This window comes from Microbispora rosea, assembly GCF_044460045.1.
Classification (GTDB): domain Bacteria; phylum Actinomycetota; class Actinomycetes; order Streptosporangiales; family Streptosporangiaceae; genus Microbispora; species Microbispora rosea.
The window spans coordinates 17,309-43,552 of the sequence record NZ_JBITJO010000004.1 but is presented as its reverse complement, the minus strand read 5'-3'; the positions used below and the strand labels follow the sequence as shown (position 1 = coordinate 43,552).

The 26,244-nt window shown below is 70.9% G+C and carries 27 protein-coding genes; 19 read left to right on the top strand and 8 right to left on the bottom strand.

Features of this window, described 5'->3' with window-relative positions:
- Window positions 1-44: 44 nt before the first annotated feature.
- Both ACIBK1_RS17470 and ACIBK1_RS17465 read right to left on the bottom strand, forming a co-directional pair.
- Window positions 45-716 (bottom strand): hypothetical protein, encoded by a 672-nt coding sequence (locus tag ACIBK1_RS17470; RefSeq protein WP_387077778.1) that lies wholly within the window; start codon window positions 714-716, stop codon window positions 45-47.
- Window positions 713-1,471: an ABC transporter ATP-binding protein gene (locus tag ACIBK1_RS17465; RefSeq protein WP_051762598.1), complete on the bottom strand. Its 759-nt coding sequence runs from the start codon at window positions 1,469-1,471 to the stop codon at window positions 713-715. Before ACIBK1_RS17465 ends, ACIBK1_RS17470 begins: the two co-directional genes overlap by 4 nt.
- Before the next feature lie 125 nt (window positions 1,472-1,596).
- On the opposite strand from ACIBK1_RS17465, the gene ACIBK1_RS17460 reads away from it, so the two are divergent.
- Window positions 1,597-2,319, top strand: coding sequence for a DivIVA domain-containing protein (locus ACIBK1_RS17460; protein WP_396736077.1), 723 nt, complete (start codon window positions 1,597-1,599; stop codon window positions 2,317-2,319).
- A gap of 21 nt (window positions 2,320-2,340) precedes the next feature.
- On the opposite strand, the gene ACIBK1_RS17455 is transcribed toward ACIBK1_RS17460, so the two are convergent.
- Window positions 2,341-3,798, bottom strand: coding sequence for a PucR family transcriptional regulator (locus tag ACIBK1_RS17455; RefSeq protein ID WP_030511705.1), 1,458 nt, complete (start codon window positions 3,796-3,798; stop codon window positions 2,341-2,343).
- A 94-nt stretch (window positions 3,799-3,892) separates the two neighbouring features.
- Here ACIBK1_RS17455 and ACIBK1_RS17450 point away from each other — a divergent pair, with 94 nt between their 5' ends.
- From ACIBK1_RS17450 to ACIBK1_RS17425, 6 genes are all read left to right on the top strand, one after another.
- Entirely contained in the window at window positions 3,893-5,320 is a 1,428-nt protein-coding gene (locus ACIBK1_RS17450; RefSeq protein ID WP_030511704.1) for a purine-cytosine permease family protein, read from the top strand.
- Between the two features lie 31 nt (window positions 5,321-5,351).
- The gene (locus tag ACIBK1_RS17445; protein WP_396736073.1) at window positions 5,352-6,506 is read left to right on the top strand and encodes an alcohol dehydrogenase catalytic domain-containing protein; all 1,155 of its coding nucleotides are present in this window, start codon (window positions 5,352-5,354) and stop codon (window positions 6,504-6,506) included.
- A complete protein-coding gene (locus ACIBK1_RS17440; protein WP_030511702.1) occupies window positions 6,503-7,330 on the top strand; it encodes a nitrilase-related carbon-nitrogen hydrolase in 828 nt (275 codons plus the stop codon). Before ACIBK1_RS17445 ends, ACIBK1_RS17440 begins: the two co-directional genes overlap by 4 nt.
- The gene (speB, locus tag ACIBK1_RS17435; RefSeq protein WP_030511701.1) at window positions 7,327-8,271 is read left to right on the top strand and encodes an agmatinase; all 945 of its coding nucleotides are present in this window, start codon (window positions 7,327-7,329) and stop codon (window positions 8,269-8,271) included. The genes ACIBK1_RS17440 and speB overlap by 4 nt, the downstream gene beginning before the upstream one ends.
- A gap of 17 nt (window positions 8,272-8,288) precedes the next feature.
- Complete coding sequence (locus ACIBK1_RS17430; RefSeq protein ID WP_396736069.1) at window positions 8,289-8,942, top strand: cyclase family protein; 654 nt, start codon at window positions 8,289-8,291, stop codon at window positions 8,940-8,942.
- Window positions 8,943-9,187: 245 nt separating this feature from the next.
- Window positions 9,188-10,795: an ABC-F family ATP-binding cassette domain-containing protein gene (locus ACIBK1_RS17425; RefSeq protein WP_396736066.1), complete on the top strand. Its 1,608-nt coding sequence runs from the start codon at window positions 9,188-9,190 to the stop codon at window positions 10,793-10,795.
- 54 nt (window positions 10,796-10,849) lie between these two features.
- On the opposite strand, the gene ACIBK1_RS17420 is transcribed toward ACIBK1_RS17425, so the two are convergent.
- Entirely contained in the window at window positions 10,850-11,341 is a 492-nt protein-coding gene (locus ACIBK1_RS17420) for an Lrp/AsnC family transcriptional regulator (protein ID WP_030511698.1), read from the bottom strand.
- Between the two features lie 222 nt (window positions 11,342-11,563).
- Here ACIBK1_RS17420 and ACIBK1_RS17415 point away from each other — a divergent pair, with 222 nt between their 5' ends.
- The 8 genes from ACIBK1_RS17415 to ACIBK1_RS17380 all read left to right on the top strand — a co-directional run bounded on the left by ACIBK1_RS17415 (window position 11,564) and on the right by ACIBK1_RS17380 (window position 19,394).
- Entirely contained in the window at window positions 11,564-12,997 is a 1,434-nt protein-coding gene (locus ACIBK1_RS17415; protein WP_030511697.1) for a gamma-aminobutyraldehyde dehydrogenase, read from the top strand.
- A 51-nt stretch (window positions 12,998-13,048) separates the two neighbouring features.
- Complete coding sequence (locus ACIBK1_RS17410) at window positions 13,049-14,197, top strand: ABC transporter ATP-binding protein (RefSeq protein ID WP_076434930.1); 1,149 nt, start codon at window positions 13,049-13,051, stop codon at window positions 14,195-14,197.
- A 137-nt stretch (window positions 14,198-14,334) separates the two neighbouring features.
- Entirely contained in the window at window positions 14,335-15,594 is a 1,260-nt protein-coding gene (locus ACIBK1_RS17405; protein ID WP_030511695.1) for a polyamine ABC transporter substrate-binding protein, read from the top strand.
- Window positions 15,591-16,454 carry an ABC transporter permease gene (locus tag ACIBK1_RS17400; RefSeq protein WP_030511694.1) on the top strand — a complete coding sequence of 288 codons (864 nt, stop codon included), beginning with the start codon at window positions 15,591-15,593 and terminating at the stop codon, window positions 16,452-16,454. The genes ACIBK1_RS17405 and ACIBK1_RS17400 overlap by 4 nt, the downstream gene beginning before the upstream one ends.
- A complete protein-coding gene (locus ACIBK1_RS17395; protein WP_036408848.1) occupies window positions 16,451-17,242 on the top strand; it encodes an ABC transporter permease in 792 nt (263 codons plus the stop codon). Before ACIBK1_RS17400 ends, ACIBK1_RS17395 begins: the two co-directional genes overlap by 4 nt.
- A gap of 12 nt (window positions 17,243-17,254) precedes the next feature.
- On the top strand, window positions 17,255-18,649 hold the full coding sequence (locus tag ACIBK1_RS17390) for an NAD(P)/FAD-dependent oxidoreductase (RefSeq protein ID WP_030511693.1): 1,395 nt from the start codon (window positions 17,255-17,257) through the stop codon (window positions 18,647-18,649).
- 101 nt (window positions 18,650-18,750) lie between these two features.
- On the top strand, window positions 18,751-19,002 hold the full coding sequence (locus ACIBK1_RS17385) for a hypothetical protein (RefSeq protein ID WP_030511692.1): 252 nt from the start codon (window positions 18,751-18,753) through the stop codon (window positions 19,000-19,002).
- Window positions 19,002-19,394, top strand: a complete 393-nt coding sequence (locus ACIBK1_RS17380; protein ID WP_396736060.1) for a DNA-binding protein — start codon at window positions 19,002-19,004, stop codon at window positions 19,392-19,394. Before ACIBK1_RS17385 ends, ACIBK1_RS17380 begins: the two co-directional genes overlap by 1 nt.
- Window positions 19,395-19,404: 10 nt before the next feature.
- Here ACIBK1_RS17380 and ACIBK1_RS17375 read toward each other — a convergent pair whose 3' ends face one another.
- Both ACIBK1_RS17375 and ACIBK1_RS17370 read right to left on the bottom strand, forming a co-directional pair.
- Window positions 19,405-20,277 (bottom strand): phosphotriesterase family protein, encoded by an 873-nt coding sequence (locus tag ACIBK1_RS17375; RefSeq protein ID WP_396736057.1) that lies wholly within the window; start codon window positions 20,275-20,277, stop codon window positions 19,405-19,407.
- A 77-nt stretch (window positions 20,278-20,354) separates the two neighbouring features.
- Entirely contained in the window at window positions 20,355-21,080 is a 726-nt protein-coding gene (locus ACIBK1_RS17370; RefSeq protein WP_357318549.1) for an SDR family oxidoreductase, read from the bottom strand.
- A gap of 44 nt (window positions 21,081-21,124) precedes the next feature.
- On the opposite strand from ACIBK1_RS17370, the gene ACIBK1_RS17365 reads away from it, so the two are divergent.
- Window positions 21,125-21,586 carry a nuclear transport factor 2 family protein gene (locus tag ACIBK1_RS17365; RefSeq protein ID WP_051762595.1) on the top strand — a complete coding sequence of 154 codons (462 nt, stop codon included), beginning with the start codon at window positions 21,125-21,127 and terminating at the stop codon, window positions 21,584-21,586.
- Here ACIBK1_RS17365 and ACIBK1_RS17360 read toward each other — a convergent pair.
- Window positions 21,583-22,224 (bottom strand): VC0807 family protein, encoded by a 642-nt coding sequence (locus ACIBK1_RS17360; protein WP_030511687.1) that lies wholly within the window; start codon window positions 22,222-22,224, stop codon window positions 21,583-21,585. The two genes, ACIBK1_RS17365 and ACIBK1_RS17360, sit on opposite strands and share 4 nt — an antisense overlap.
- A 339-nt stretch (window positions 22,225-22,563) precedes the next feature.
- Here ACIBK1_RS17360 and ACIBK1_RS17355 point away from each other — a divergent pair, with 339 nt between their 5' ends.
- A complete protein-coding gene (locus ACIBK1_RS17355) occupies window positions 22,564-23,355 on the top strand; it encodes an LLM class F420-dependent oxidoreductase (RefSeq protein WP_357318545.1) in 792 nt (263 codons plus the stop codon).
- Window positions 23,356-23,379: 24 nt separating this feature from the next.
- On the opposite strand, the gene leuE is transcribed toward ACIBK1_RS17355, so the two are convergent.
- Window positions 23,380-24,123, bottom strand: coding sequence for a leucine efflux protein LeuE (gene leuE / locus ACIBK1_RS17350; protein ID WP_030511685.1), 744 nt, complete (start codon window positions 24,121-24,123; stop codon window positions 23,380-23,382).
- 111 nt (window positions 24,124-24,234) lie between these two features.
- Here leuE and ACIBK1_RS17345 point away from each other — a divergent pair, with 111 nt between their 5' ends.
- Both ACIBK1_RS17345 and ACIBK1_RS17340 read left to right on the top strand, forming a co-directional pair.
- The gene (locus ACIBK1_RS17345) at window positions 24,235-25,638 is read left to right on the top strand and encodes a selenium-binding protein SBP56-related protein (protein WP_396736052.1); all 1,404 of its coding nucleotides are present in this window, start codon (window positions 24,235-24,237) and stop codon (window positions 25,636-25,638) included.
- Window positions 25,635-26,234 (top strand): hypothetical protein, encoded by a 600-nt coding sequence (locus tag ACIBK1_RS17340; protein ID WP_076434942.1) that lies wholly within the window; start codon window positions 25,635-25,637, stop codon window positions 26,232-26,234. The genes ACIBK1_RS17345 and ACIBK1_RS17340 overlap by 4 nt, the downstream gene beginning before the upstream one ends.
- Window positions 26,235-26,244 lie beyond the last annotated feature (10 nt).

Genomic DNA, 26,244 nt, shown 5'->3' with positions numbered 1-26,244 from the left:
GGCGCGCCGACCATCGGCGCGTCGCCAACCGGCGCAGTGGTGTCCTAGGGTCGCGTGCGGCGCAGCCACGTGTAGGCCGCCAGGCCGATCGCGGGCCACAGCAGCGACTGCACGGTGATCAGGGGCAGCCCGGACAGCAGCACCCCGTGATGCGCGTCCCGCATCCAGCCCATCACCGGCACGGTGAGCCAGTGGGCGCCGGCCATGCTGAGCACCAGCATCGACAGGTAGCCGAGGATCAGGGCGATCGTGGACACCGCCGGGGAGGGCAGGATGGGGCGGCTCGTCAGCGCCCCGAGCGCGAGGCCCGCCGTCGCGGACAGCAGGTGCAGCCACACGCCGACCAGCAGCACGGTGAGGGTGGGGGAGGCGGCGAGGCGGAGGAGCAGCGCGGCCTCGGCGATCGCGGCCAGGACGAGCAGCGACGCGAACGCCGCCAGGAGGCCGCTCAGCAGCTCCTTCGCCCCCAGCGCGGACAGGGCGACGCTGCGCTGCTCGTCGGGTTCGGTGTCGAGCAGGCCGCGCGCGGCCCAGGCGAGCACCGGCACGAGCATGGCCGCCGAGTCCGCGGTGGCCCCGATCTCCTGACCGGCGGGAATGGCACCGGCGTAGAGGACCGCCAGCAGTGCCAGCAACGCGATCAGCGGTTGCAGCGCCCGGTGTGAGGCGACGTACCCGGCCAGGCGGAACCTCGCCAGCGCGATCACTGGTGTCATTCGGCGGCCTCCCCGGCGAAGCGGGCCGTGGTGTGTCCCGTGATATTCACCGTGCAGCCCTCGGCGCGCAGGCGGTCGGCCAGGTCCGAGGCCCTCGACGCGGCCACCGTCACCTCCAGCACGGTCAGGGCCGCCTCGCCGGTCTCCTCGACCGGGTCGACTTCCCGCAGGGCCCGGTCGCGGACCTCGCAGCGGCGCAGGCCCGGGAAGGAACGCAGATCACCCTGGTGGTCGCTCACCACGACGATGCCGCCGCGCGCGCTGATCTCCCCGATGATCCTGGGGAGTTCGGCCCGGGTGGCGGTGTCGAGACCGGCGAAGGGCTCGTCGAGCACGAGCAGCCCCGGCTCGGCGAGCAGCGCCTGCGCGAGACCCACCTTGTGGGCGCTGCCCTTGGACAGGTCGGGCAGACGCTGCCCGAGCAGGTGGTCCATGCCGAGCCGCTCGCTCCATCGGCCGATCGACTCCGTGCCCACCCTCCGGACCGCCGCCATGTGCCGCAGGTAGGAGGCCACGGTGAACGGCTGGTCGGCGGGGAACCGCTCGGGGGCGTAGCCGACGACCCGGGGGCGGTCCTCGACGCTTCCGCGTACGGGCCGGAGCAGTCCGGCGACCAGTCGCAGGAGGGTCGACTTGCCGGTGCCGTTGGGCCCGGTGACCTCGATCACGTCTCCGGCGTTCAGGACCAGGCCGGCGTCGGACAGGATCCAGGGGTCCCGCCGTCCATATCGGAAGGAGAGGCTGGCGATCCGCATAGTTTTCTGAGCCTATCGGGATGTTCCTCCCTGCGTGCGAGCATCGGGCGATCTTTGGGTCTCGCCTTTCTGTTGGGACTCCCGCCAAAATGGACGGGCGTCGGCAACGGGCAGGGAGGTGTGGTGTGAACCGCTTTCCCCACGTCATGGCCGTGCGCCTGGGCTATGACCCCGGCCAGGTCGACGCCTTCGTGCGCAGGATCGAGCGGACGCTCGGGCTCGGCCCGCTCGACGGGCCGCCGGTGACCGCCGACGAGATCAGGAACGCCAGGTTCGCCGTCAAGCTCGGGGGTTACAACGAGACGGCGGTGGACTTCGCGCTCGACGCGTTCATCGTGGCGGTCGAGGCCAGGGGCGGCCAGGCCGCCGCGGGAGCGTCCGACGGGCTCGTGGCCACGAAGGACCCGGCGGGAGCGCCCGAGGCGAAGCGCTTCGATGACCGTGCGCCGAGCACGGGCCGGCCGGGGTCCGGCGGCGCCGCCGGCACGATCGCCCCGTCCGCACCTGCCCGTGCCACCTCCGCCCGTGCCACCTCCGCCCATGTCACCGCCCGGGCCGCGCCGCCGCCGGAGCCGGGGTCCCCGAGCTGGCTGGAGGCGCAGGCGGCGCGGGTGGAGCGCGTGGCCTTCCGCCCCGGGCGGCTCGGCATGGGCTACCGGGAGGAGGAGGTCGACGTCTTCCTCGACCGGATGGTGGCGACGCTGCGCGGGACGGCGGCCGAGCCGCTCACGGCGGAGCAGGTCAGGAAGGCCACGTTCGCGACCGTCGTGTTCCGGCCCGGCTACGCGATCGGCGAGGTGGACGGCTTCCTGGCCGAGATGGCGAGCGTGCTGGAGCGGTGTCCCTGACCCACGCGCTCGCCCGGGAGGTCAAAGGCCGCCGAGCTGGGACGCCGCGCGGATGGCCAGCCACACCTCGGCGAAGTCGCCTGTCGCCGACAGGTCGCGCCCGGTGAGCGCCCCGAACCGGCGCAGCCGGTACGCCAGCGTGTTGGGGTGCACGTGCAGGGCCCGCGCGGCGTCGTCGACGCGGCGGTCCCGCTCCATCCAGGTCCGCACCGACGTGACCAGTTCGGATCCGTGCTCGGCGTCATACCGCAGGACGTCGCCGAGCACGTGCTCGACGAGGGCGGCCAGCACGCCCACGTCGCCGGGCAGCCACCGGCCGGTGGTGTCCGCGCCGTAGGCGACCAGCGGCCGGCCCGATTCGGCGGCGCGAGAGGCCGCCCACAGCGCCTCGCGCTGGGCGACGCGCAGCGACGACCCGGGTGCGAGAGCGCGGCTGACGCCGGCCGCGATCCCCGGCACCGCCTCCAGTTCCGCCGTGCCGGCGTCCGCCGCCGTCAGCACGTACAGGTCCCGGTGGCGGCGGAGCATGAGGTGCGGATGCTCGCCGAGGGCCCGTACGACGGCGTCGTCGGCGGCGTCGCGCACCACGAGCAGCACGACGTCACGGTCGGCCGCCAGGCCCGCCAGGGCGAGCCTGCGCCGCGCGGTCTCCGGGTCGAGCACGTCCTGCAGCAGCTCGGCCAGTGTCTCCGCGCCCTGCCGCCGCAGCGTCTCGCGTTCGCTGCGCACCATGGCCACCCGCAGGGCGGCGACGGTCGCGATGTGCTGGACGACGGCGAGCCCGGCGGGCCTGGCGCCCTCCCGCTCGAAGGCGACCAGGAACCCGGCAGGGCCGCCGGGAGCGGGGACCGGGAGCGCGAATCCGCCGGGGATCGTCGGAGGGGCGTCCATCGAGGCGGGCAGGCGTACGCCCGGCGGGGGCGCCGCCACGCCGGGCAGCAGCGGGCGGCCCTGCGGCGTGGTCAGGTAGATCTCGTAGCCCGACAGCCGTTCGAGCCGCCGGAACAGTCCGGCCGTGTCCAGGCCCTCCGAGGCGAGCCAGCGCAGCGCGCCGAACACCTGCAGCTGTGCCCCGAGCCGCTGCCGGGCGTCCGCCTGGACCGCGGCCGCGACCTCCTGCGCGATCGCGATGAACGGCACGGCCAGCGGCACCTCCAGCACGGGGAATCCGCGGTCCTCGGCTGCGTCGAGGAAGGCCCGGCGCAGCGGGGGGACGTGCAGGCCCGCGCTGAGCGCGAGCGCGGCCACCCCGGCGTCGTCGAGCCGCTCCAGGTACGCGCGCTGGGCGGCGGCGGCGCGCGGGACCCCGATGCCGGTCGTCATGATGACCTCGGCCCCGAGCAGCCAGGGCGTGGGGTCCTCCAGCTCGCTGACGTGGGCCCAGGACACCGACCTGCCGAGCCCGCGTTCGCCCGCCAGCACTTGCAACTGCAGCGCGGGGGAGCGCAGCAGGTCCTCGACCGTGTTGTGCCCGTCCACAACGCCTAGCCTATTTCCGGTGATTGACCCAATTGTTCTGATTTGGAGCCATTAGGCACACTCAAGCCGTCTCCCCCTTGACCTGGAGGAATGTATGACGACGGCTGCCCCCTCCGCCTCGACCGGCGCCATCGAGGTCCGCTCGATCGACTACGTCCCCGAGAGCGAGCGGCACGGCAAGGTCTGGCACCAGGGCCCGTTCTGGTTCTGCGGCAACTTCCAGCCGTACACCGTCGCGATCGGTTTCATCGGCCCGGCGATGGGGCTGTCGCTCGGCTGGACCTCGCTGGCGAGCGCGCTCGGCATTCTGTTCGGCACCTTCTTCATGGCCTTCCACGCCTCGCAGGGCCCGTGGCTCGGGCTGCCCCAGATGGTGCAGTCGCGGGCCCAGCTCGGCTATCGCGGCGTCATCGTGGCGCTCGGCGGCACGCTCTTCACGTACGTCGGCTTCAACGTCATCGACACGGTCATCATCGACAACGGCCTGAACGCGGTGTTCGGCTGGGGCAAGCCGGTGATCGGGCTCGTCATCACCGTGGTGGCCGCGGTGCTGGCCATCTACGGCTACGACTGGCTCCACCGGGCGTTCCAGGTGCTGTTCTGGATCTCGCTGCCGCTGTGGCTCGTGCTGACCGCCGCCATCCTGTTCGGGGGCGCGGGCGGGCAGGCGGCCCCCGCCTCCGGCGGCTTCACCTGGGTCGCCTTCATGGTCCAGTTCGCGGTCGCTGCCTCGTACAACATCACGTACGCGCCGTACGTCTCGGACTACTCGCGCTACCTGCCCCGGCGCACCAAGACCTCGCACATCGTGTGGTCGGTCTTCTGCGGCGCCTCGGCCGCGCCGCTGTGGCTGATCCCGATCGGTGCGTGGATGGCCACCCGGCTCGGCGTCACTGACACGCTCGTCGGCATCCACGACGCGGGTGAGAACGTGTTCACCGGCCTCGGCAGCGTGCTCACCGTCGTGTCCGTGCTCGTGCTGGTCGCGACCATGGGTCTCAACGCCTACAGCGGCATGCTGACCGTCGTCACCGCCGTCGACACCCTGCGGCCGGTGCGGCCGACCCGCTCGATCAGGATCGTCACCGTCCTCGTGCTGGCCGTGGTGTGGGCACTCGTGGGGATGCTGCTCATCGGCGACTTCTCCACCGCCTTCACCAACGTGCAGCTGATCATGCTGTACGTGCTCGTGCCGTGGACGGCCGTCAACCTGGTCGACTACTTCTTCGTACGGCGCGGCCACTACGCCATCACGCACCTGTTCCGCAAGGACGGCATCTACGGCATGTGGGCGTGGCGCGGGCTGGTCTCGTACCTGCTGGGCCTGGCCGCGATGGTCCCCTTCGTGGTGCTCAGCTTCTTCACCGGCCCGGTGGCCGAGGCCATGGGCGGCGTCGACATCGCGTTCGCCGTCGGGCTGATCGTGGGAGGCGGCGTCTACCTGCTGCTGTGCCGCACGCTCGACGTCTCGTCCGAGGAGGACGTCGTGGTAGCCAGTGAGCGTGAGCTCGTCGCGTCCTGAACCCCCGGGTGTCGCCTGAGGAAGGAATCACATGACCGTCACCAACGCGGCCGTCCTCGTGCCGGGGCAGGGACTGCGAACCCGGGCGCTGCGCCTGGCCGGCCCCCGGGACGACCAGGTTCTCGTCCGCATCGAGGCGAGCGGTGTCTGCCACTCCGACCTGCACGTCCTCGACGGGGACTGGCCGGTGGAGGAGCCGATCGTCCTGGGACACGAGGGCGCGGGCGTGGTCGAGGCCGTCGGCCCTGCCGTGCGCGACGTCAAGCCCGGCGACCACGTCGTGCTGTCGTGGTTCGCGCCGTGCCGCCGCTGCGAGGCGTGCGCCGCCGGCCGCGCCTGGCTGTGCTCGAACACCAAGGCCGTGTCCAACACGCTGCCGGACGGCTCGACCCCGCTGTCCGACGAGGACGGCACGCCCGTGCTGCCCTTCCTCGGGCTCGGCACGTTCTCCGAGTACGCCGTGGTGCCCGAGACCGCAGCGATCGTCGTTCCCGACGAGGTGCCGTTTCCGGTGGGGGCGCTGATCGGGTGCGCGGTGACGACCGGGGTCGGGGCCGCCGTGCGCACGGCGGGGGTGCGGCCGGGGGAGTCGGCCGTCGTCATCGGATGCGGCGGCGTCGGGCAGGCGGTCGTGCTCGGCCTCGGTCTGGCCGGCGCCCAGCCGGTCGTCGCCGTCGACCTGTCGGACCGGCGGCTCGACCTGGCCGCGGAACTCGGCGCCACGCACACCCTGCGCGGCGACGACCCGGCGCTGGCGGAGAAGGTGCTGGAGATCACCGGCGGGGCGCATCACGCGTTCGAGGCCATCGGCCGGGCCGCCACGATCGAGGCGCTGCCCGGGCTGCTGCGCGCGGGCGGCAACGCGGTCCTCGTCGGCATGACCGCGCTGGGCACGCGGGTCTCCTTCGACCCGTTCGACCTCGCCGACCAGGGCAAGAACATCCTCGGCTGCAACTACGGCTCCAGCGTGCCCGCGGTCGACTTCCCCCGGCTGGCCCGCCTCTACCTGTCCGGGCGCCTGCCGCTCGACCGGCTGGTCGGCGCCGAGGCCGGACTCGCCGACCTGCCCGCGGCCTTCGCCGGCCTGCGGGCCGGCACCGGCCTGCGCACGGTGGTGCGGCCGGGGGCGCACGTGGGGGCGAACCCGAGGGCGAACGCGGGGACGAACGCGGGGGTGCGGCCGTGACGCGGGTCGCCGTGGCCCAGCTCCCGCTGCGGGTGGGCGAGCCGGAGGCGAACCGCGCCGCCGCCGAGGCGGCGATCAGGGAAGCGGCCGAGGCCGGCGCCCGGCTGGTGGTGCTGCCCGAGCTGGTCAACAGCGGCTACGTCTTCACCGGCGCCGAGGAGGCCAGGAGCCTCGCCGAGCCCGCCGACGGCCCGACCGTGACCGCATGGCGGCGGCTGGCCCGCGACCGCGACCTCGTGATCGTCGGCGGGTTCTGCGAGCTGGCCGGCGGGGCCGTACGCAACAGCCAGGTCATGGTCGACGCCACCGGCACCAGGGCCGTCTACCGCAAGGCCCACCTGTGGCACGACGAGCAGGACGTGTTCACCCCCGGCGACGGGCCGGCCCCGGTCGTCGGGACCGCGCTCGGCCGCATCGGCATGATGGTCTGCTACGACCTGGAGTTTCCCGAGTGGGTGCGGTCCGTGGGCCTCGCCGGGGCCGACCTGCTCGCCGTCTCCACCAACTGGCCCGCCTCTCCTGTCCCGGAGGGGGAGCGCCCGGTGCTGGTCGCCTACGCCCAGATCGCCGCTGCGGCCAACCACATGTTCGTCGCCGTCGCCGACAGGTGCGGAGCGGAGCGCGGCGTCGACTGGGTCCGCGGCACCTCCCTGATCGGTCCCGACGGATACCCTCTGGCGGGTCCCGTGCTGCGGGACGGGCCCGCCGTGCTGGTCGCCGACTGCGACCTCACGCACGCGCGGGACAAGGCCAGCGGCCCTCGCAACGACGTCCATCGTGACCGGCGGACCGACCTCTACTGGAAGGAAGAGCGCACGTCATGACAGAGCCCCGGGGACCCGTCGACTCCTCCCGGATCCCGCGATTCGCCGGACCGGCAACCTTCGCGCGGCTGCCGCGGCTGGACGAGGTCGGGCACGCCGACGTCGCGGTGGTGGGGGTGCCGTTCGACAGCGGGGTCTCCTACCGTCCCGGCGCCCGGTTCGGCCCCGCGGCCGTCCGGGAGGCCAGCCGTCTGCTCCGGCCGTACCACCCGGGCCTGGACGTCTCGCCGTTCGCGCAGATGCAGGTGGCGGACGCCGGGGACATCGCGTGCAACCCGTTCGACATCCGCGACGCCGTCGAGACCGTGGACGAGGCCGCCTCCGGCCTCATGGAGGACGGCACGAAGCTCGTCACCGTCGGCGGCGACCACACGATCGCGCTGCCGCTGCTGCGTGCCGCCGCACGGCGGCACGGCCCGGTCGCGCTGCTGCACTTCGACGCGCACCTCGACACCTGGGACACCTACTTCGGGGCCGAGTACACGCACGGCACGCCGTTCCGCCGAGCGGTCGAGGAGGGCATCCTCGACACCGAGGCAGTCTGCCACGTCGGCACCCGCGGCCCGCTGTACGGCAAGAGGGACCTGGAGGACGATCGCCGGCTGGGTTTCGGCATCGTGACCAGCGCGGATGTGATGCGCCGGGGCGTGGACGAGGTCGCCGACGCGTTGCGGCAGCGCATCGGCGGCCGGCCGCTCTACCTGTCGATCGACATCGACGTGCTCGACCCGGCGCACGCGCCCGGCACCGGCACCCCCGAGGCCGGCGGCCTGACCAGCCGGGAACTGCTGGAGATCCTGCGCGGCCTGGCCGGGTGCGACATCGTCGGCGCGGACGTGGTCGAGGTCGCCCCGGCGTACGACCACGCGGAGATCACTTCGGTCGCGGCCTCACACGTGGCCTACGATCTGATCGGCCTGCTCGCGCTGGGGAAGGCCTGACGCCAGAGGGAGAAGCCGTGATCGTCGACCTGTCGGTGCCGGTCGTGAGCGGCATGCCCGTCTACCCCGGCGACCCGGAGGTGGAGATCGCGCCCGCCCTCACGGTGGCGGCCGAGGGCGTCAACGTCCTCGGCCTGCACCTCGGGTCGCAGTCCGGCACCCACGTGGACGCGCCGTTCCACATCGACGACACGCTGCCGACGCTGGACGACCTGCCGCTGGAACGCTTCCTCGGTCCGGCGGCGGTCCTCGACGCCCGGGGCCTGCCGCCGCGCTCGCCGGTCAGCCCCTCCATGCTGGAGCCGGTGGCCGCACTGCTGCGGCCGGGGACCGTCCTGCTGGTCGCGACCGGCTGGGACGAGCACTGGGGAACTCCGGAATACCTGGCCCACCCTTACCTGGACGCCGAGACCGCCCGCCTGATCGTCGCCGCGGGCGTGCGCACCGTCGGCGTCGACGCGCTCAGCGTCGACCCCACCCCGGCTCCCGCCGATCTGCCGGCGCACCGCGTGTTGTGCGGGGCTCAGGCCGTCATCGCGGAGAACCTGCGCAACCTCGGCCCGCTGCTGGAGGCCCAGGCCGCCGGCCGCCCGATCGAGGTCTCCCTGCTGCCGCTGCGCCTCCACGGCGCCGACGGGTCTCCCGTGCGTGCCGTCGCCCGGATCGGCTGACCTCGGCCAACGCCTCGGATTGACAGGCGGCGGCGTCGAACTGCTATGGTGTCGGGCGCTCGTGATTCGAGGCTAGGAGACCAGACGTGGCAGGTGAGGACGACATCTCCGGGTGATACCGGAGGTTGACCGGCCCCGGCAGGCGCGTATGACCGCCGCCGATGTGGCCCTCTCGGTCGTCCCCTGATCCCTGTCCCCTTGCCGGGCCGCTCCGCTGCGCCCGGATCACGTACGAGGTCTCTCGCATGTCCGATGCGTTCATCATCTGTTCCAGCCTGTCCTTCTCCTGGCCTGACGACACGCCCGTCTTCAGCGACCTGTCCTTCACCGTGGGCGGTGGCCGTACGGGCCTTGTCGCTCCGAACGGTGCGGGCAAGAGCACGCTGCTCAAGCTGATCGCCGGCGAGTACCGGCCCCGCGGCGGGAGCGTGTCCGTCGGCGGCGTGCTCGGTTATCTGCCGCAGAGCCTGCCTCTCACCGGCGACCTGACCGTGGCCGAGGTTCTCGGGATCGCCCCGGTGATCGCCGCGCTCGACGCCATCGAGTCGGGCGACGCCGCCGAGGAGCACTTCGCCACGATCGGCAACGACTGGGACATCGAGGAACGCACCCGTGCCCAGCTCGACCGGCTCGGGCTCGGCGACCTCGCGTTCGGCCGCATACTGGGCACGCTGAGCGGCGGGCAGGTCGTCTCGCTCGGCCTGGCCGCCCAGCTCCTCAAACGGCCGGACGTCCTGCTGCTGGACGAGCCGACGAACAATCTCGACCTCGGCGCGCGCCGCAGGCTCTACGACGTGCTCGGGGACTGGAACGGCTGCCTGCTGGTGGTCAGCCACGACCGGGCCCTGCTCGACCGCATGGACCGCATCGCCGAGCTCGACCGGGGGGAGGTCCGCTTCTACGGCGGCGGCTTCACCGCCTACGAGGCGGCCGTACGCGCGGAGCAGGAGGCCGCGGAACGGAGCGTGCGCAGCGCCGAGCAGGAGCTCAAGCGCGAGAAGCGGGAGATGCAGCAGGCGCGCGAGCGGGCCGAGCGCCGCGCGGGCAACGCCGCACGCAATCTCAAGAACGCCGGACTGGCGCGGATCTTCGCCGGGAACATGAAGCGGGGCGCCCAGGAGTCGGCCGGTCGGGCGGGCCAGATGCACGCCGCCCGCGTCAGCGACGCCAAGGCCAGGCTCGACGAGGCCGGCCGGGCGCTACGCGACGACCAGAAGATCACGCTGGAGCTGCCGGGGACGAACGTGCCCGCCGGGCGGACGGTCTTCCTCGGCGAGGGACTGCGGGCCCGTGGCCTGTTCGCCGAGCCGGGCATCGACCTGGCGATCCGCGGCCCCGAGCGCATCGCGCTGACCGGCCCCAACGGCGCGGGCAAGTCCACCCTGCTGCGTCTGATCGGCGGAGAACTGGAGCCGGACGCCGGCACGACCAGGCGGGTCGACGGCAGGGTCGCCTACCTGTCGCAGCGGCTCGACCTGCTCGACGTGGATCGCACGGTGGCGGAGAACCTGGCGGCCTTCGCCCCCGGCATGCAGGAGGCGGAGCGGATGAACCTGCTCGCCCGCTTCCTGTTCCGCGGCGCGCGTGCGCACCTGCCGGTGGGCGTGCTGTCGGGCGGCGAGCGGCTGCGCGCCACGCTGGCCTGTGTGCTGTGCGCCGAACCGGCACCCCAGCTCCTGCTGCTCGACGAGCCGACCAACAACCTCGACCTGGTCAGCGTGGGGCAGTTGGAGAGCGCGCTCGCCGCGTACGAGGGGGCGTTCGTGGTGGTCAGCCACGACGAGCGTTTCCTCACGGAGGTCGGGGTCGACCGGTGGCTGGAGCTGTCCGGGGGCCGTCTGCTGGAGAGCTGAGTCTGCTGGAGAGCGAGGGCGTCGGCCCCGGAAGTCCGGGGCCGGTGGCCGTCGTTAGTGGGTGCCCCAGGAGTAGGTCTGCTTGTGCAGCTTGAGATAGACGAACGTCTCGGTCGCACGCACGCTGGAGATCGCCCGGATCTTGCCCAGGATCTCCAGCAGGTGGGTGTCGCCCTCGCAGACCACCTCGACCATGATGTCGACCGAGCCGGCCGTGAGCACCACGTAGTCGATCTCGGGGATCTGCGACAGTTCGTCGGCGACCTGCTCCAGGTCGCCCTCGCACTTGATGCCGATCATGGCCTGGCGGGGGAAGCCCAGGGTGAGCGGGTCGGTGACGGCGACGATCTGCATGACGCCGAGGTCGAGCAGGCGCTGCACGCGCTGGCGCACGGCGGCCTCCGACAGCCCCACCGCCTTGCCGATGGCGGCGTACGGCTTTCGCCCGTCCATCTGAAGCTGCTCGATGATCTGCTTGGAGATCTCGTCGAGCACCACCGGCCCACCCTTCGCGGCAGCCGCGCGAGCCTTAGGCGGAGTCGTCATCCTCGGGGGGTGTCCTCTCTTGGCGGGCTTCGATCGCCGTAGCGACCTGGTGTTACAGCATCGTTTTTGACATGTTGCGATCGTGGTCTGACATGGTGTCAGCTCCATCGCTTGCGTCAAGCGATTTCGTAGCAATTTGGTATCTTAGCGACGAAATCCCTTGTCGTAGGCTCCTTCCTCTGTCAGAGTCGCGACAACTCAGCCACCACCAGGAGGTCAACGGTGACCACCCGTCTCCAGAACTTCGTGAACGGGAAGTTCGTCGACGCCGCGAGCGGCCGTTTCTCCGATGTCGTAGACCCTACGACGGGCGAGGTCTACGCCCAGGCGCCGGTGTCGGGCCAGGAGGACGTCGACGCCGCGTACGCCGCCGCGACGGCCGCCTTCGAGACGTGGGGACAGACGACGCCGGGTGAGCGCGCCGCGCTGCTGCTGAAGGTCGCCGACGCGATCGAGGCCCGCGCGGACGAGATCAACGAGGCCGAGTGCCGCAACACCGGCAAGCCCCGCGCCCGCATGGCCGAGGACGAGACCCCGGTCGCCGCCGACCACTTCCGGTTCTTCGCCGGTGCGGCCCGCACACTCGAGGGTCCCACCGCCGGTGAGTTCCTCGCCGACCACACCTCGGTGATCCGGCACGAGCCGATCGGCGTCATCGGCCAGGTCACGCCGTGGAACTACCCGATGATGATGGCGGTGTGGAAGATCGCCCCCGCTCTCGCGGCCGGCAACACGATCGTGCTCAAGCCGTCCGACACCACCCCGGCCTCCACGCTGAAGATGGCCGAGATCCTCGGTGAGGTCCTGCCCGCCGGCGTCTTCAACGTCGTGACCGGCGACCGGGAGACCGGCTCACTGGTCGTCGGCCACCCGTCGGCGAGCATGGTGGCGATCACCGGTTCGGTGGGCGCGGGCATGGCGGTCGCGAGGACCGCCGCCGACGACGTCAAGCGGGTCCACCTGGAGCTGGGCGGCAAGGCCCCGGTCGTGATCTTCGAGGACGTCAAGGACATCAAGGCCGTCGCCGAGGCCGTCGCCGGTGCGGGCCTCTACAACGCCGGCCAGGACTGCACCGCCGCCTGCCGCGTGCTCGTGCAGGAGAGCATCCACGACGAGTTCGCCGCCGCGCTCGCCGAGGCCGCCGCCGCCACCAAGCTGGGCGGTCTCGACGTGGAGGACGCCTACTTCGGGCCGCTGAACAACGCGAACCAGCTCACCCGGGTCGAGGGCTTCTTCCAGCGGCTGCCCGAGCACGCGAAGGTCCTCACCGGCGGCGCCCGCGTCGGCGACAAGGGCTTCTTCTTCGCCCCGACCGTGGTGGACGGGCTGAAGCAGGACGACGAGATGGTCCAGGACGAGATCTTCGGTCCTGTCATGACCGTCCAGACGTTCACCGACGAGGCCGACGCGCTGGCCAAGGCCAACGGCGTCCGCTACGGCCTGTCCGGTTCGGTGTGGACCTCCGACCACGGCCGCGCGATGCGGATGTCCAAGCGGCTCGACTTCGGCGTCGTCTGGGTCAACACCCACATCCCGTTCGTGTCCGAGATGCCGCACGGCGGCTTCAAGCACTCGGGCTACGGCAAGGACCTGTCCGTCTTCGGCCTGCACGACTACACCCGAGTCAAGCACGTCATGCACTACATCGGCGAATAGGTGCTCCCGGCTCCGGCCGGGTACCTAGCGAAAAAGAGGGATAAGCCTGGAATGACAGAGATCCAGGCGGGCCCGGGGGCAGCCGTCGCGGCTGCCCCCGTATCAGGAGACGTGCCCGCCATCGAACTCGACCACGTGGTCAAGGAGTACGTCTCGCACGGCGAGGTCGTACGGGCGGTCAAGGGCGTGAGCCTCGCCATTGCGGAGGGGGAGTTCTTCTCCCTCCTCGGCCCCTCAGGCTGTGGCAAAACCACCAGCATGCGGATGATCGCCGGGTTCGAGGACCCCACACAGGGGGTCGTCAGGCTCCACGGGGAGGACGTCACGAGCGTCCCGCCGAACAAGCGTGACATCAACATGGTGTTCCAGTCCTACGCGCTGTTCCCGCACATGAACGTCTGGGACAACGTCGCGTTCGGGCTCAAGCGCAAGAAGGTCCCCGACGCGGAGATCAAGCGCCGCGTCGGCGAGATCCTGGAGGTCGTGGACCTGGTCGGCCGCGAGAAGCGCCGGCCGAAGGAGATGTCGGGAGGTCAGCAGCAGCGCGTCGCCCTCGCCCGGGCCCTGGTCAACCGGCCCCGCGCGCTCCTGCTCGACGAGCCGCTCGGCGCGCTCGACCTCAAGCTCCGCCAGGCCATGCAGATCGAGCTCAAGCGCATCCAGCGGGAGGTCGGCATCACGTTCGTCTACGTGACGCACGACCAGAGCGAGGCGCTGACGATGAGCGACCGCATCGCGGTCATGAACGACGGCCTCGTGGAGCAGCTCGCGGAACCGCGCGAGATCTACGAGCGGCCCGCCAGCAAGTTCGTGGCGGGGTTCATCGGCACGTCCAACCTGCTGAGCGGCACCGTCCAGCAGATCACCGGCGACACCGCCGTGCTCGCGCTCGGCGCGAGCGACCGGATCCTCGTCCCCGCCGACGGCGCGCTCGCGGCCGGCGCCTCGGTCGACCTCACGGTCCGGCCCGAGAAGATCAAGATCGCTAAGGACCAGCCGGAAGGCGACCTCAGCGTGGTGCGGGGGACGGTCTCCGAGGTCGTCTACCTCGGCACCTACAACAGCTACGTCGTGAGGCTCGGCGACGGCGCCGAGATCACGGTGTTCGAGCAGAACGCCAACGACAGCACGATCACCGCCGAGCGAGGCGACGCGGTCTGGCTCTCCTGGCAGCCCTGGCACTCCTACGCGCTGCGGTAGATCCCCGCGCCTGCTCCATCCGTCGACATCCCCGCCACGCATCCCCTCGACGCATTCCCGCCACGAATCCCCGAACCCCCTGTACAGCGAACCCGGTACAGCGAACCCGGTACAGCGAACCCGGAGCACGAACTCCTATGAACGACCCATACAGGCAGGACCCCGCCCTCCTCCGCGGCATGACCCAGCGCCGGCTCGGCAGGCGCGACGCCTTCCGGCTCGCGGGCCTGTCGGCCGCCGGGCTCGCTCTGGCGGCCTGCGGCGTGCAGGGCAAGGGCACGGCCAGGCCGTCCTCCTCCGCGCAGGCCCAGTCCGAGGTGGAGAAGTTCTGGTCCGGCAAGACGAAGAACGGCCACGTGGACTTCGCCAACTGGCCGCTCTACATGGACCCCAAGCTGCCCGAGCTCAAGCAGTTCACCCAGCAGACCGGCATCACGGTGAACTACAAAGAGGTCATCCTCGAGATGCCGAGCTGGTTCGCCAAGATCCAGCCGCAGCTCGCCGCCGGGCAGTCGATCGACTACGACCTCATGGTCGTCACCAACGGCCTCCACTTCCAGCGGCTCGTGCAGCTCGGCTACCTGGCGCCGCTCGATCACTCCAAGCTGCCGAACTTCGCGGCCAACGCGGCGCCGGAGTACAAGCAGGAGTCGTTCGACCCCGGCAACGTCTACAGCATCCCGTGGGCCTCCGGCATCACCGGCATCGCGTACAACCCGAAGTACGTCGACACCCCGCCGACCAGCATGGCCGACCTGTGGAACCCCAAGTACAAGGGCAAGGTCGGCATGATGTCCGACTCGCAGGAGATCGCCAACTTCGGCCTGTTCGCGATCGGCGTGGACCCCGACAAGTCCACCGAGGCGGACTGGGAGAAGGCCGCGGCCAAGCTCCAGGAGCAGCGCGACGCCGGCATCGTGCGCAAGTACTACGACCAGGCGTACACCGACCCGCTCGCCAAGGGTGACATCTGGCTCACGATGGCGTGGTCGGGCGACGTCTTCCAGAAGAACGTCTCCGACGGGACGGACCTCAAGTTCGTGGTCCCGCAGGAGGGCGGCACCATCTGGACCGACAACATGACGATCCCGAAGACCGCGACCAACCCGGTCGACGCGATCATGCTGATGGACTTCTTCTACGACGTGAACGTCGCGGCGCACCTCGCGGAGTACATCAACTACGTGACCCCGGTCCCGGCCGCCAAGGACGTCATCGCCGCCGACGCCGCCAAGGCCACGGGCGACGACAAGAAGCTCCTCGAGGAGGTGGCGAGCAGCCCGCTGGTGTTCCCGAGCGAGCAGGACTCCGCCAGGCTCCGCAACTACGTGAACGGCAAGACGCCGGAGGAGCAGAAGAAGTTCGAGTCCATCTTCCAGGCGATCACGACGTCATGAGCAGGCTCAGGGCTGCGCTGACGCCATACCTGCTGCTCTTCCCCGGCACGCTCTGGCTGGCGATCTTCTTCGTCGTCCCGACGGTCGTCATGCTGTCGCTGTCGCTGCAGTCGGGCGACGTCGTCAACGGCTACGCGTTCACCTTCAACTGGCACAGCTACGTCGACGGGATCAGCACCTACCACGACCAGATCGTCAGGTCCCTGGTGTACGGCCTGGTCTCGACGGTGATCCAGATCGTCATCGGGTTCCCCGTGGCGTACTGGATCGCCTTCAAGGGCGGCACCCGCAAGTCGATCTACCTGTTCCTCCTGCTGCTGCCCTTCCTGGTGTCGTTCGTGCTGCGCACCATCTCGTGGCAGTTCTTCCTGTCCGACAACGGCCTGCTGCTCGGGCCGCTGAAGTCACTGGGCGTGGTGCCGCAGGACTTCCACATCCTCGCCACGAGCGCGGCGGTGATCGGCGGCCTGGCCTACAACTTCCTGCCGTTCATGATCCTGCCGATGTACGTGGCGCTGGAGCGGATCGACCCGCGCGTCCTGGAGGCCGCGCAGGACCTCTACGCCAGCAAGGTGCAGACCTTCCTGCGCGTGGTGCTGCCGCTGTCGCTGCCGGGCGTGTTCGCCGGCGTGCTGATGACGTTCGTCCCGGCCACGTCGGACTACGTCAACGCCTCCGTGCTCGGCGGCACCAGCAACACGATGATCGGCAACGTCATCCAGAACCAGTTCCTGGTCAACCAGGACTATCCGACCGCCTCGGCGCTGTCGTTCACGCTGATGGCCCTGCTGCTCGTGGGCATCTTCGCGTACGCCAAGGCGCTCGGCACCGAGGACGTGCTGGAGGTGGCGGCCCGATGAAGGGTGGCCTGCTGCGGGGCCGCGGCCTGCAGATCTACACCTGGCTGGTGATCGCGTGGCTCGTGCTGCCGATCGCCGTGATGATCCTGTTCGGCTTCAACGACACCCATGGCCGATACAACACGGCCTGGCAGGGCTTCACGTTCAAGTGGTACGGCAAGCTGTTCGAGATCGGCGACCTCACCCAGGCGCTGGTGAACTCGCTGCTCATCGCCGTGCTGACGATGCTGATCGCCGGGGTGCTCGGGTCGCTGATCGGGCTGGCGCTCGGCCGCTACCGCTTCCGCGGCTCCGGGGCGATGAACCTCGTGATGTTCGCGGCGATCTCCTGCGCCGAGATCGTGATGGGCGCTTCGCTGCTGTCGCTGTTCGTCACGCTCGCCGTGCCGCTCGGCTTCTGGACGATCCTGATCTCGCACGTCATGTTCTCGATCTCGTTCGTGGCCGTGACCGTGCGGGCCCGGGTGATGACGCTCGACTCCTCCCTCGAAGAGGCCGCCCGCGACCTCGGCGCGGGACCGTGGACGACGTTCCGGCTGGTCACCCTGCCGATGATCTTTCCCGGTGTGATGGCGGGCTCGATGCTGGCCTTCGCGCTGTCGATCGACGACTTCGTCATCACCAACTTCAACTCCGGCGGCACCATGACGTTCCCGCTGTGGATCTGGGGCGCCACCCGCGTGGGCCTCCCGCCGCAGGTGAACGTCATGGGAACGCTGATCTTCGCGGCCGGTGTGCTGATCGCCGTGGTCAACGCCCTCCTGGCCCGCCGCCGCGCCAACGCGTGAGGAAGTGAGACCGTGGTTCCGTCGAAGGCGCTCGCCGACGCGGAGCGCAAGCCGTACTGGCTGGACCGGCCGATCGCGCCCGAGCCGCTGCCCCCGCTGACGGGAGACGCCACGGCGGACCTGGCGGTGGTCGGCGGCGGGTTCACCGGCCTGTGGACCGCGCTGATGGCCAAGGAGCGCGACCCCTCGCTCGACGTGGTCCTCCTGGAGGGCCGCGCGGTCGGGTGGGCCGCCTCCGGCCGCAACGGCGGGTTCTGCGCCGCGAGCCTGACCCACGGGCTCGGCAACGGGCAGGACCGCTGGCCGGCGGAGATCGCGACGCTGGAACGGCTCGGCCGGGAGAACCTCGACGAGATCGAGGCGACCCTCGCCCGCCATGGCGTCGACTGCTCATTCGAGCGGACCGGCGAGCTGCGGGTGGCCACCGAGGAGTGGCAGCTCGCCGGGCTCGACGACGAGGTGGGCGGGGCGGCCTCGCTCGGCCTCAGGCTGGAGCGGCTCGACCGCGAGCAGGTGCGGGCCGAGGTGGACTCGCCGACGTACCTCGGCGGCGTGTGGGACCGCGACGGCGTCGCCATGGTCGACCCGGCGCGGCTGGCGTGGGGGCTGCGCGACGTCTGCGTGCGGCTCGGCGTGCGCGTCTTCGAGCACACGCCGGTGCGCTCCCTGCACGACGACGGCGTCGCGCTCGAACTGGAGACGCCGAAGGGGCGGGTCAGGGCCGGGCGGGTGGCGCTCGGCACCGGCGCCTTCCCTCCGCTGCTGCGCCGGCTCAGGCACTTCCTCGTGCCGGTGTACGACTACGCGCTGATGACCGAGCCGGTGCCGGACGCCCTGCTGGCGGAGATCGGCTGGCGGAACCGCCAGGGCATCGGCGACTCGGCCAACCGGTTCCACTACTACCGCCTGACCGACGACAACCGGATCCTGTGGGGCGGCTACGACGCCGTCTATCACAACGGCGGCCTGGTCAGGCAGGAGTACGACCAGCGCGACGCCACCTTCGAGAAGCTCGCCACGCACTTCTTCGAGACGTTCCCGCAGCTCCACGGCCTGCGCTTCACGCACAGGTGGGGCGGGGTCATCGACACCTGCAGCCGGTTCAGCGCCTTCTTCGGCACCGCGTACGGCTCACGCCTCGCCTACGCCGCCGGATACACCGGCCTCGGCGTGGGCGCCACCCGCTTCGGGGGCAACGTCATGCTCGACCTGCTGCAGGGCCGGGTGACCGAGCGTACGGACCTGCGCATGGTGCGGCAGAAGCCGGTGCCCTTCCCGCCGGAGCCGGTGCGGTCGGGCGTCATCCAGCTCACCCGCTGGGCCATCGCCCGGGCCGACGAGCACGAGGGCCGCCGCAACGCCTGGCTGCGCACCCTCGACGCCTTCGGCGTCGGCTTCGACTCCTGAACGGACCGCACGCCGGGATCACGACGTGGTCCACGGCATGCCGGTGATCCAACGCGAGGCGCTGGACGACATGCGATGCTACTAACGGTAGGATTCGGGGCATGAGCGGTAGTAAGAAGTACTCGGTCAGCCTGCCCGAGCAGCTCGCCGAGGCCATCCGCGCGCAGGTGGGGCCGGGCGGTTTCTCCGCCTACGTGACGGAGGCCCTGGAGCAGCGGATGGCTATGGACAGGCTCCGCGAGATCGTGGCCGACTTCGAAACCGACAACGATCCGCTGACGCGGGAGGAGATCGACGCGGCGCGGGCCCTCCTGCGCCGTGACGATCGGAGCACCGGTGGGGCGGCAGCCTGATGCCGGGCACCCTTGTGCTGGACAGCGAGGGGCTGTCCCGGCTCTACCGCAAGGACCGCGGCGCGACCGCGCTCGTCGCGGCGGCGGCGGAGGAGGGCGTACGTGTCGTCACGACGGTGATGACCACTCTGGAGGCCGACGACGAGCGGGTGCATCCGGCACGTGTCCGCTGGGTTCTTTCGCGCATCGACGTCCTCGACGTCACCCGGGCTCTGGCCGCCGAGGCGGCGGCACTCCTGCGGGACCACCGCCTCCGCGGGCACAAGCACGCGATCGACGCGGTCCTGGCGGCGAGCGCGCGCCGGGCCGCCCGCCCCGTCACGGTCCTGACCTCCAATCCCGGGGACCTCGCTCCGCTCTGCGGTGACGGTGTGGAGATCGCCAAGATCTGAGCCCGTTTCGTCAGGCGGTGAGCCAGCGAAGGGGGTTGTCGTGGGTGATGAGACGCAGGGTGTCGCCGTCCACGCCGGCCTCCCGCAGGGCGGGGAGGACCGTGGAGAACAGCCGGCCGTAGCCCTGCCCGCCGTAGCCGGACAGGTGCTCCCGCAGCCGTACGCCGCTGCTGACCAGGACGCGCTCGGCGTGCCCGCCGTCGAGGAGGGTGAGGACGTCCTCGGCGTCGTCCACGCTCACGTACGCGCCGGTCTCGGCGATCTTGCGCTGGACCAGCGGGTCGCCCGCGCGGGCGGCCAGACGCCGGGCGGGGACGTTCTGCGAGAGCAGGAGTTCCAGCACTTCCAGGCCGCCCGCCGCCACCGGCAGGTCGGTGCGCAGCGAGGCGCGGGCGGCGGCGGTGACGGCCCGCTCCTCGGCGGGAGTGGGCGTCTCGTCCCACGCGGCGGCGACGATGACGCCCGGCCGCGCGCCCGTCCCGTCGAGTCCGGCGCCGATCTCGTGCAGCAGGTCGGCGGTCAGGTCCTCCACGCCATAGCGGGTGACGGCCTCACCCGCGAACGGCTGCGCGGCGAAGCCGGTGGCGGCCACGATGAGGACCCGCGCGGCCATCGAGATCCGGGCGAGCGCCGCGGGGTCGCGGGCCATCCCGATGCAGCTGTGCTCCACGACGAGCCCCAGCGCCTGCTCCCTGCCGAGGTGCTTGACCTCGGCCAGCACATATCGCTCCTCGTCCAGCCACCGATGGGGATCGGAGTCCACGCCGATCCCCCAGCGGGTGTCGGTGCGCAGGTGCTCGTACGGCAGCACGGGCCCGTCGATCTCGGAGACGGGGACGGCGCCCGTGACAGTCTGGATACGGGGAAAATATGCGCCGGACATGAACGGACATTAACCGATTTTTTGCCGAAAGAGCTCGCGAATCACATGATTCTTAACGTACGGCGGACCGCGCGGGGTCAACTCATCGTCTTGCCGCCGTTGACCGCGAGCCGCTGCCCGGTGACGAACCGGGCGCCGGGGGAGGCGAGGAACGCCACCGTCTCGGCCACGTCCATCGGCACGCCCATGTGCCCCAGCGGGACGTCGCGCAGGTAGCCGGTGTAGTCCTCCGGGGGGACGTCCGCGTGCCGCTCCACCGGGATCCAGCCGGGCTCGACGGTGTTCACCGTGATCCCGTACGGCCCCAGCTCCCGGGCCCACGACCGGGTGAGCCCGTGCATCGCGGCCTTGGCGGCGACGTAGTGCCCGAACTCCGGGTTGCCGAGGTCGGCGACCTCGCTGCCCACGTTGACGATCCGGCCGGAACCGGCCTCGCGCATGCCGGGCAGCACGGCCTGCAGGATCAGCAGCGGGGCCTTGACGAAGAAGCGGAGCTGGCCGAGGTGGTCCTCCCAGGTCTGCTTCTCCACCGGCATCAGCGGCTGTGGGCCGGTGGCGTTGTTGACGACCACGCCGACCTGCCCGAGCGCGGCCACTCCCTCCCGTACGGACTCCTCGTCCGTGACGTCGAACCGGGCCAGGCCGGCCGAGCCGCCTGCGGCGGTGATGCGGCCGACGACGGCGGAGGCCCCGGCCGTGTCGTTGGCGTAGTTGACGGCGACGTGCCAGCCGTCCGCGGCGAGCCGTTCGGCGATGACGGCGCCCAGACCTCGTGAGGCGCCGGTAACCAGTGCGGTACCCATGACATGCGTGCCTATCACAGATCGCGTAGGGCAGGATGGGGCGCATGGATGAGATCGCCGCTCTGGTGGACCGGGCCGAGATCGTGGACGTCGTCACGGCCGTCTTCGACACCGTGGACGCCAAGAACTGGCCGGTGTGCCGGGAGCTGTTCGACGACGAGGTGGACGCCGACTTCACCAGCCTCAACGGCGGGGAACCGGCCAGGATCAGCGCCGACGCCCTCGTGGACGGGTGGCGCACCGGCCTGCACGCCCGCAAGCAGAGCTTCCACACCGTGAGCAACTTCGCCGTGACGGTGGACGGCGCCGAGGCGCACGTGACCACCAAGGGCTACTCCTACAACCTGCTCGACGCGGCGCTCGGCGGCGGCATGTTCGAGGTGTGGGGCGTCTACCGGCTCCGGCTCGTACGGCAGGCCGAGGGGTGGAAGGTGACGGCCTTCGCGTTCGACGCCCGGCACACCCGCGGCGACGAGGCGGTGCGCACGCACCGGCTGGACAGCTAACGGGTGATCGCCGGGACCTCGGTGTGCAGTCGCCGCAGGACCCGGCGGAACGCCCAGATGGACGCCACGAAGGCCAGCCCGGTGACGACGGCGACGGCGGCGGTGCGGATGATCAGGTAGTCGCCGATCGACTCGTGCAGCAGCAGCCAGATGCTCATGGCCGAGTTGGCCAGGAGGACGAACGCCCACAGCAGGGTGATCCGGGCGAAGAAGGTGCGGACGCGCTCGTGCCGCAGCACGAACGACGGCAGGTGGATGTAGTCGAGTGTGAGCCGCTGGACCAGCGGGCGGCGCATCCGCACCGACGCCAGGAGCACCATGCTGATGCAGATCGTGCCGAGCTCCGGCTGGATGAAGTAGAGGACGGGGCTGCCGGTCCACAACCCGATCACGGTGCGGAAGGTGATCGCGATCGTCGCCATGATCATCGTCCCCGGCACCGGCTGACGCCGGATGATCCGCCACAGGACGCCCAGGTAGACCCACGACACCGCGGCCATCAGCGCGCCGCGCAGGCCGAGCACCGCGAGGGCCGCGTAGAAGACCACGAGGGGGGCCACCACGCCTTCGAGGAGCCTGGGCACCGCCTGCTTGATCAGCGCGGTGAGCCGTGGCAAGGCGAAGGGTGTGTGATTCATGGCGACTCCAACGGGCCGGTGGGGGAGACCGACGCTGTAGTTGGGCAACGCGCCTACCCGGACATAGTGGGTGGAAACCCCCGGGCTGGGCGGCATCGTCGGTGGCTTACCGTACCTGACCGTCACGCCCGCGGGGGCCGAATGCGCGAACCGCCCCCGCGCCTCATAACGGTACGGCATACCTCTCGCAGGCGTCCCGGCGGATGGGAAACCCCTGGTCAGCGCTTTACCGGAGGCTGCTGAGCGCTTTACCCGGAGGGCGGTGGGCGCGGGTTACGTTGAGGCATGGACTCGGGTTTCGGCTACTTCGCAACGGATGATGCGGTTCGTCCTGATGTCTTGGCCCGGCTCGTCGAGCGGCGCGGCCACACGGCCCTGCTGTTCACCGAGCACACGCACATCCCGGTGCCGCCCGCCGGCCAGACGCCGAAGGACGAGTGGGGAGGCGAACTGCCCCGGCGCTACTGGCACAGCTACGACCCGTTCGTCGCCTCCATGGCCGCGGGCGCGGCGACGACCCGGCTGCGTGTGGGCACGGGCATCTGCCTGGTCCCCGAGCACGAGCCCCTCGGCCTGGCGAAGACGGTGGCGAGCGTGGACAACCTGACCGGCGGGCGGTTCGAGTTCGGCATCGGCGCCGGATGGAACCGCGAGGAACTGCGCCACCACGGTGTCGACCCGGCCCGGCGCTTCGCCGTGATGCGGGAGCACGTGCGAGCGATGCAGGAGATCTGGACCCATGACGAGGCCGAGTTCCACGGCGACTTCGTGTCCTTCGGCCCGGTCTGGTCGTGGCCCAAACCGGCGCAGAAGCCCTACCCGCCGGTCCTGGTGGGCGGCGCCGGGCCGCGTGTCTTCGACCGCGTGCTCTCCTACGGGGACGGGTGGCTCCCCAACTACGGTCCCGGAATCCTGGAGCGCGTCCCCGAGCTGTTCCGGCGGGCCGAGGAGGCGGGCAGGGACGTCGAGGTCGTGATGCTGTCCGCACCGGCCGACCCCGGCGCCCTGGAGCAGTGCGAGAAGGCCGGGGTCGTCCGGGTCATGGCCTGGCTGCCGTCGGCCGGCTGGGACCGGATCCAGCGGTCGATGGACGCCTTCGAGAACGCCCTCGCCGACATGCGCGGCGAATGAGCACGGCCGGCGACGCGGGAAGCGTCAGGTCAGCGTCGCGGTCGCCAGCTTGGCGCCGAAGCCGAGGAAGAGCGCGCCGACCCCCGAGGTGAGCCCGGCGGCCAGTTTGCGACGGCGCCGGAAGTGGGTCGCGAGCAACGTGCCGCCGAAGATGAGCGTGCTCAGGTAGGTCACGCTGAAGACCTGCACGATCAGCGCCAGGATCAGGAACGACAGCGCGGGCGCGCCGTACGACGGGTCCACGAACTGCACGAAGAACGCCACGAAGAACAAGATGGCCTTGGGGTTGAGCAGACTGATCGTGAACGCCTTCCGGAACGGGTTGCCCACCGGCGCCGGGGCGACCTGTGCCGGCCCGGGGGCCTCTGTCGGCTCGTAGGCCTGTGCCACATCCGTGGCCTGGGCCGTCTCCGTGACCTGGGCCGCCTCCGTCATCGGGGAGGCCGCGGTCCCGTCGCGGGAGGCGCGCAGGGAGCGCCAGGCGCCGCGGAGCATGCCGAAGCCGATCCACGCCAGATAGATCGCGCCCGAGTACTTCACGATCGAGAACAGGACGGGCGTCGACTTCAGCAGCGACGCCACCCCGGCGGCCGACAGGAACATGAGGACCGAGTCGCCGGCGAAGACCCCGGCCGCCGCCCGGTAGCCCTGCCGCACGCCGCGCTGCGCCGCGGTGGACAGCACGAACAGCGAGTTCGGCCCGGGCAGCAGGATGATCAGGAACGATCCTGCGATGTAGGTCCAGATATTGGTGATCCCGAAGAACATGCTCGCTCCCGTCACGAAATCGCATGTCCTGTTATAGCCCTATCCAGGCGCCGGTCACAGTCAGTAGATTCCTATTGACTTGGTAGGGAACTCGGGAGAATCCTGGGGTGCATGACGTTGTGGAAGCCTGACCCCACGTTCTATCCCTCGCCCAGGGACGCCGCCGAGGCGCCGCCGGAGAAGCTGGCCTATGTCGCCGCCTTCGACCGGTCGGCCCAGCGGCCCGACGCGCTCGCCGTGCTCGACACCGACCCCGGCTCCCCGTCGTACGGGACCGTGGTCGGCTGGACCGACCTGCCGTACACGGGGGACGAGCTGCACCACTTCGGCTGGAACGCGTGCAGCAGCGCGCTGTGCCCGTACGCGCCGCACCCCCACGTCGAGCGGCGCTACCTCATCGTCCCCGGCCTGCGGTCGTCGCGGATCTACGTCTACGACACCAAGGATCGGGTCAGCCCGGAGCTCGTGAAGGTCATCGAGGCCGAGGAGCTGGGCAAGCGGGCCGGCTACTCCCGCCCGCACACCGTGCACTGCGGTCCCGAGGGCCTGTACGTCAGCGCGCTCGGCGGCTACGGCGACGACGGGCCCGGCGGCATCGCGATCCTCGACCACAACTCCTTCGAGGTCCTGGGCCGGTGGGAGGTGGACCGCGGCCCGCAGTACCTCGCGTACGACTTCTGGTGGCACATCAACCACGACGTGATGATCACATCCGAGTGGGGCACGCCGTCCATGATCGAGAACGGGGTGGTCGGCGAGCTGCTGCTCGGCCGCAGGTACGGTCACAAGATCCACTTCTGGGACCTGCGCAAGCGCAGGCACGTCCAGGAGGTGGACCTCGGCGACCAGCACCAGATGACGCTGGAGCTCCGCCCCGCGCACGACCCGACCAAGACGTACGGCTTCGTGGGCGTCGTGACCAACGTCGAGGACCTGTCGGCCTCCGTGTGGGTGTGGCACAGAGATGTCAGGCACGGGGACGGCTCCCGCTGGGCGGCCCAGAAGGTGATCACCATCCCGGCCGAGCCCGCCTCGCCCGACGACCTGCCCGACGTGCTCAAGCCGTTCGGCGCGGTGCCGCCGCTGGTGACCGACATCGACCTGTCGGTGGACGACCAGCGCCTGTACGTGTCGTGCTGGGGCACCGGAGAGCTCAAGCAGTATGACGTGTCCGACCCGTTCAAACCGGTCGAGATCGGCTCGGTCCGTCTCGGCGGCATCGTGCGGCGGCAGGCGCACCCGGCCGCGCCGGACGAGCGGCTCTCCGGCGGCCCGCAGATGGTCGAGGTGAGCCGCGACGGCCGCCGGATCTACGTCACCAACTCGCTGTACGGCGCCTGGGACGACCAGTTCTACCCCGACGGTGTAGGCGCCTGGATGGCGAAGATCGACGCCGAGCCGTTCACGCTGGACGAGGGGTTCTTCCCGCACGGCGACGACTTCCGCGGCCTGCGCCCGCACCAGGTCCGGCTGCAGGGCGGCGACGCGTCCTCCGACTCCTACTGCTACCCGTGACACTGACCGCGGTGATCCTGCTCGGCGCCTTCCACGGGATCAACCCCGCGATGGGCTGGCTGTTCGCCGTCGCCCGTGGGTTGCAGGAGCGCAGCCGCGACCTGCTGCTGCAGTCCCTGCCGGTCATCGCGCTGGGCCACCTCGCGTCGGTGGCCCTCGTGGTGCTCGCCGTGTCGGCGACCGGGTCGATCGTGACGGCCACGGCCCTCTCGATCGGGGCGGGCGTCGTGCTCGTCGGGTTCGGCCTGTGGCACCTGCTCTCCCGGCGGCACTTCCGCTGGGTGGGCATGCGGCTGTCGCTGCCGCAACTGGCCGCCTGGTCGTTCCTGATGTCGTCGGTGCACGGCGCGGGCCTGATGCTGCTGCCCGTGCTGACCCGCATGCCGGCGAGCCACCACGGGCACGCCCTGTCGGGCGGCATGCTCGTCGCCGGGGTGCACACGCTCGCGATGTTCCTCACGGCGACCGTCGTCGCCGTCGTGGTGTACGAGTTCCTCGGCGTCGCCGTCCTGCGCCGGGCCTGGTTCAACCTCGACAGGATGTGGGCGTTCGCCCTGGTGGGAGCCGGCGTCGTCACCCTCGTGGGCGCCGTCTGAGCGACCGCGC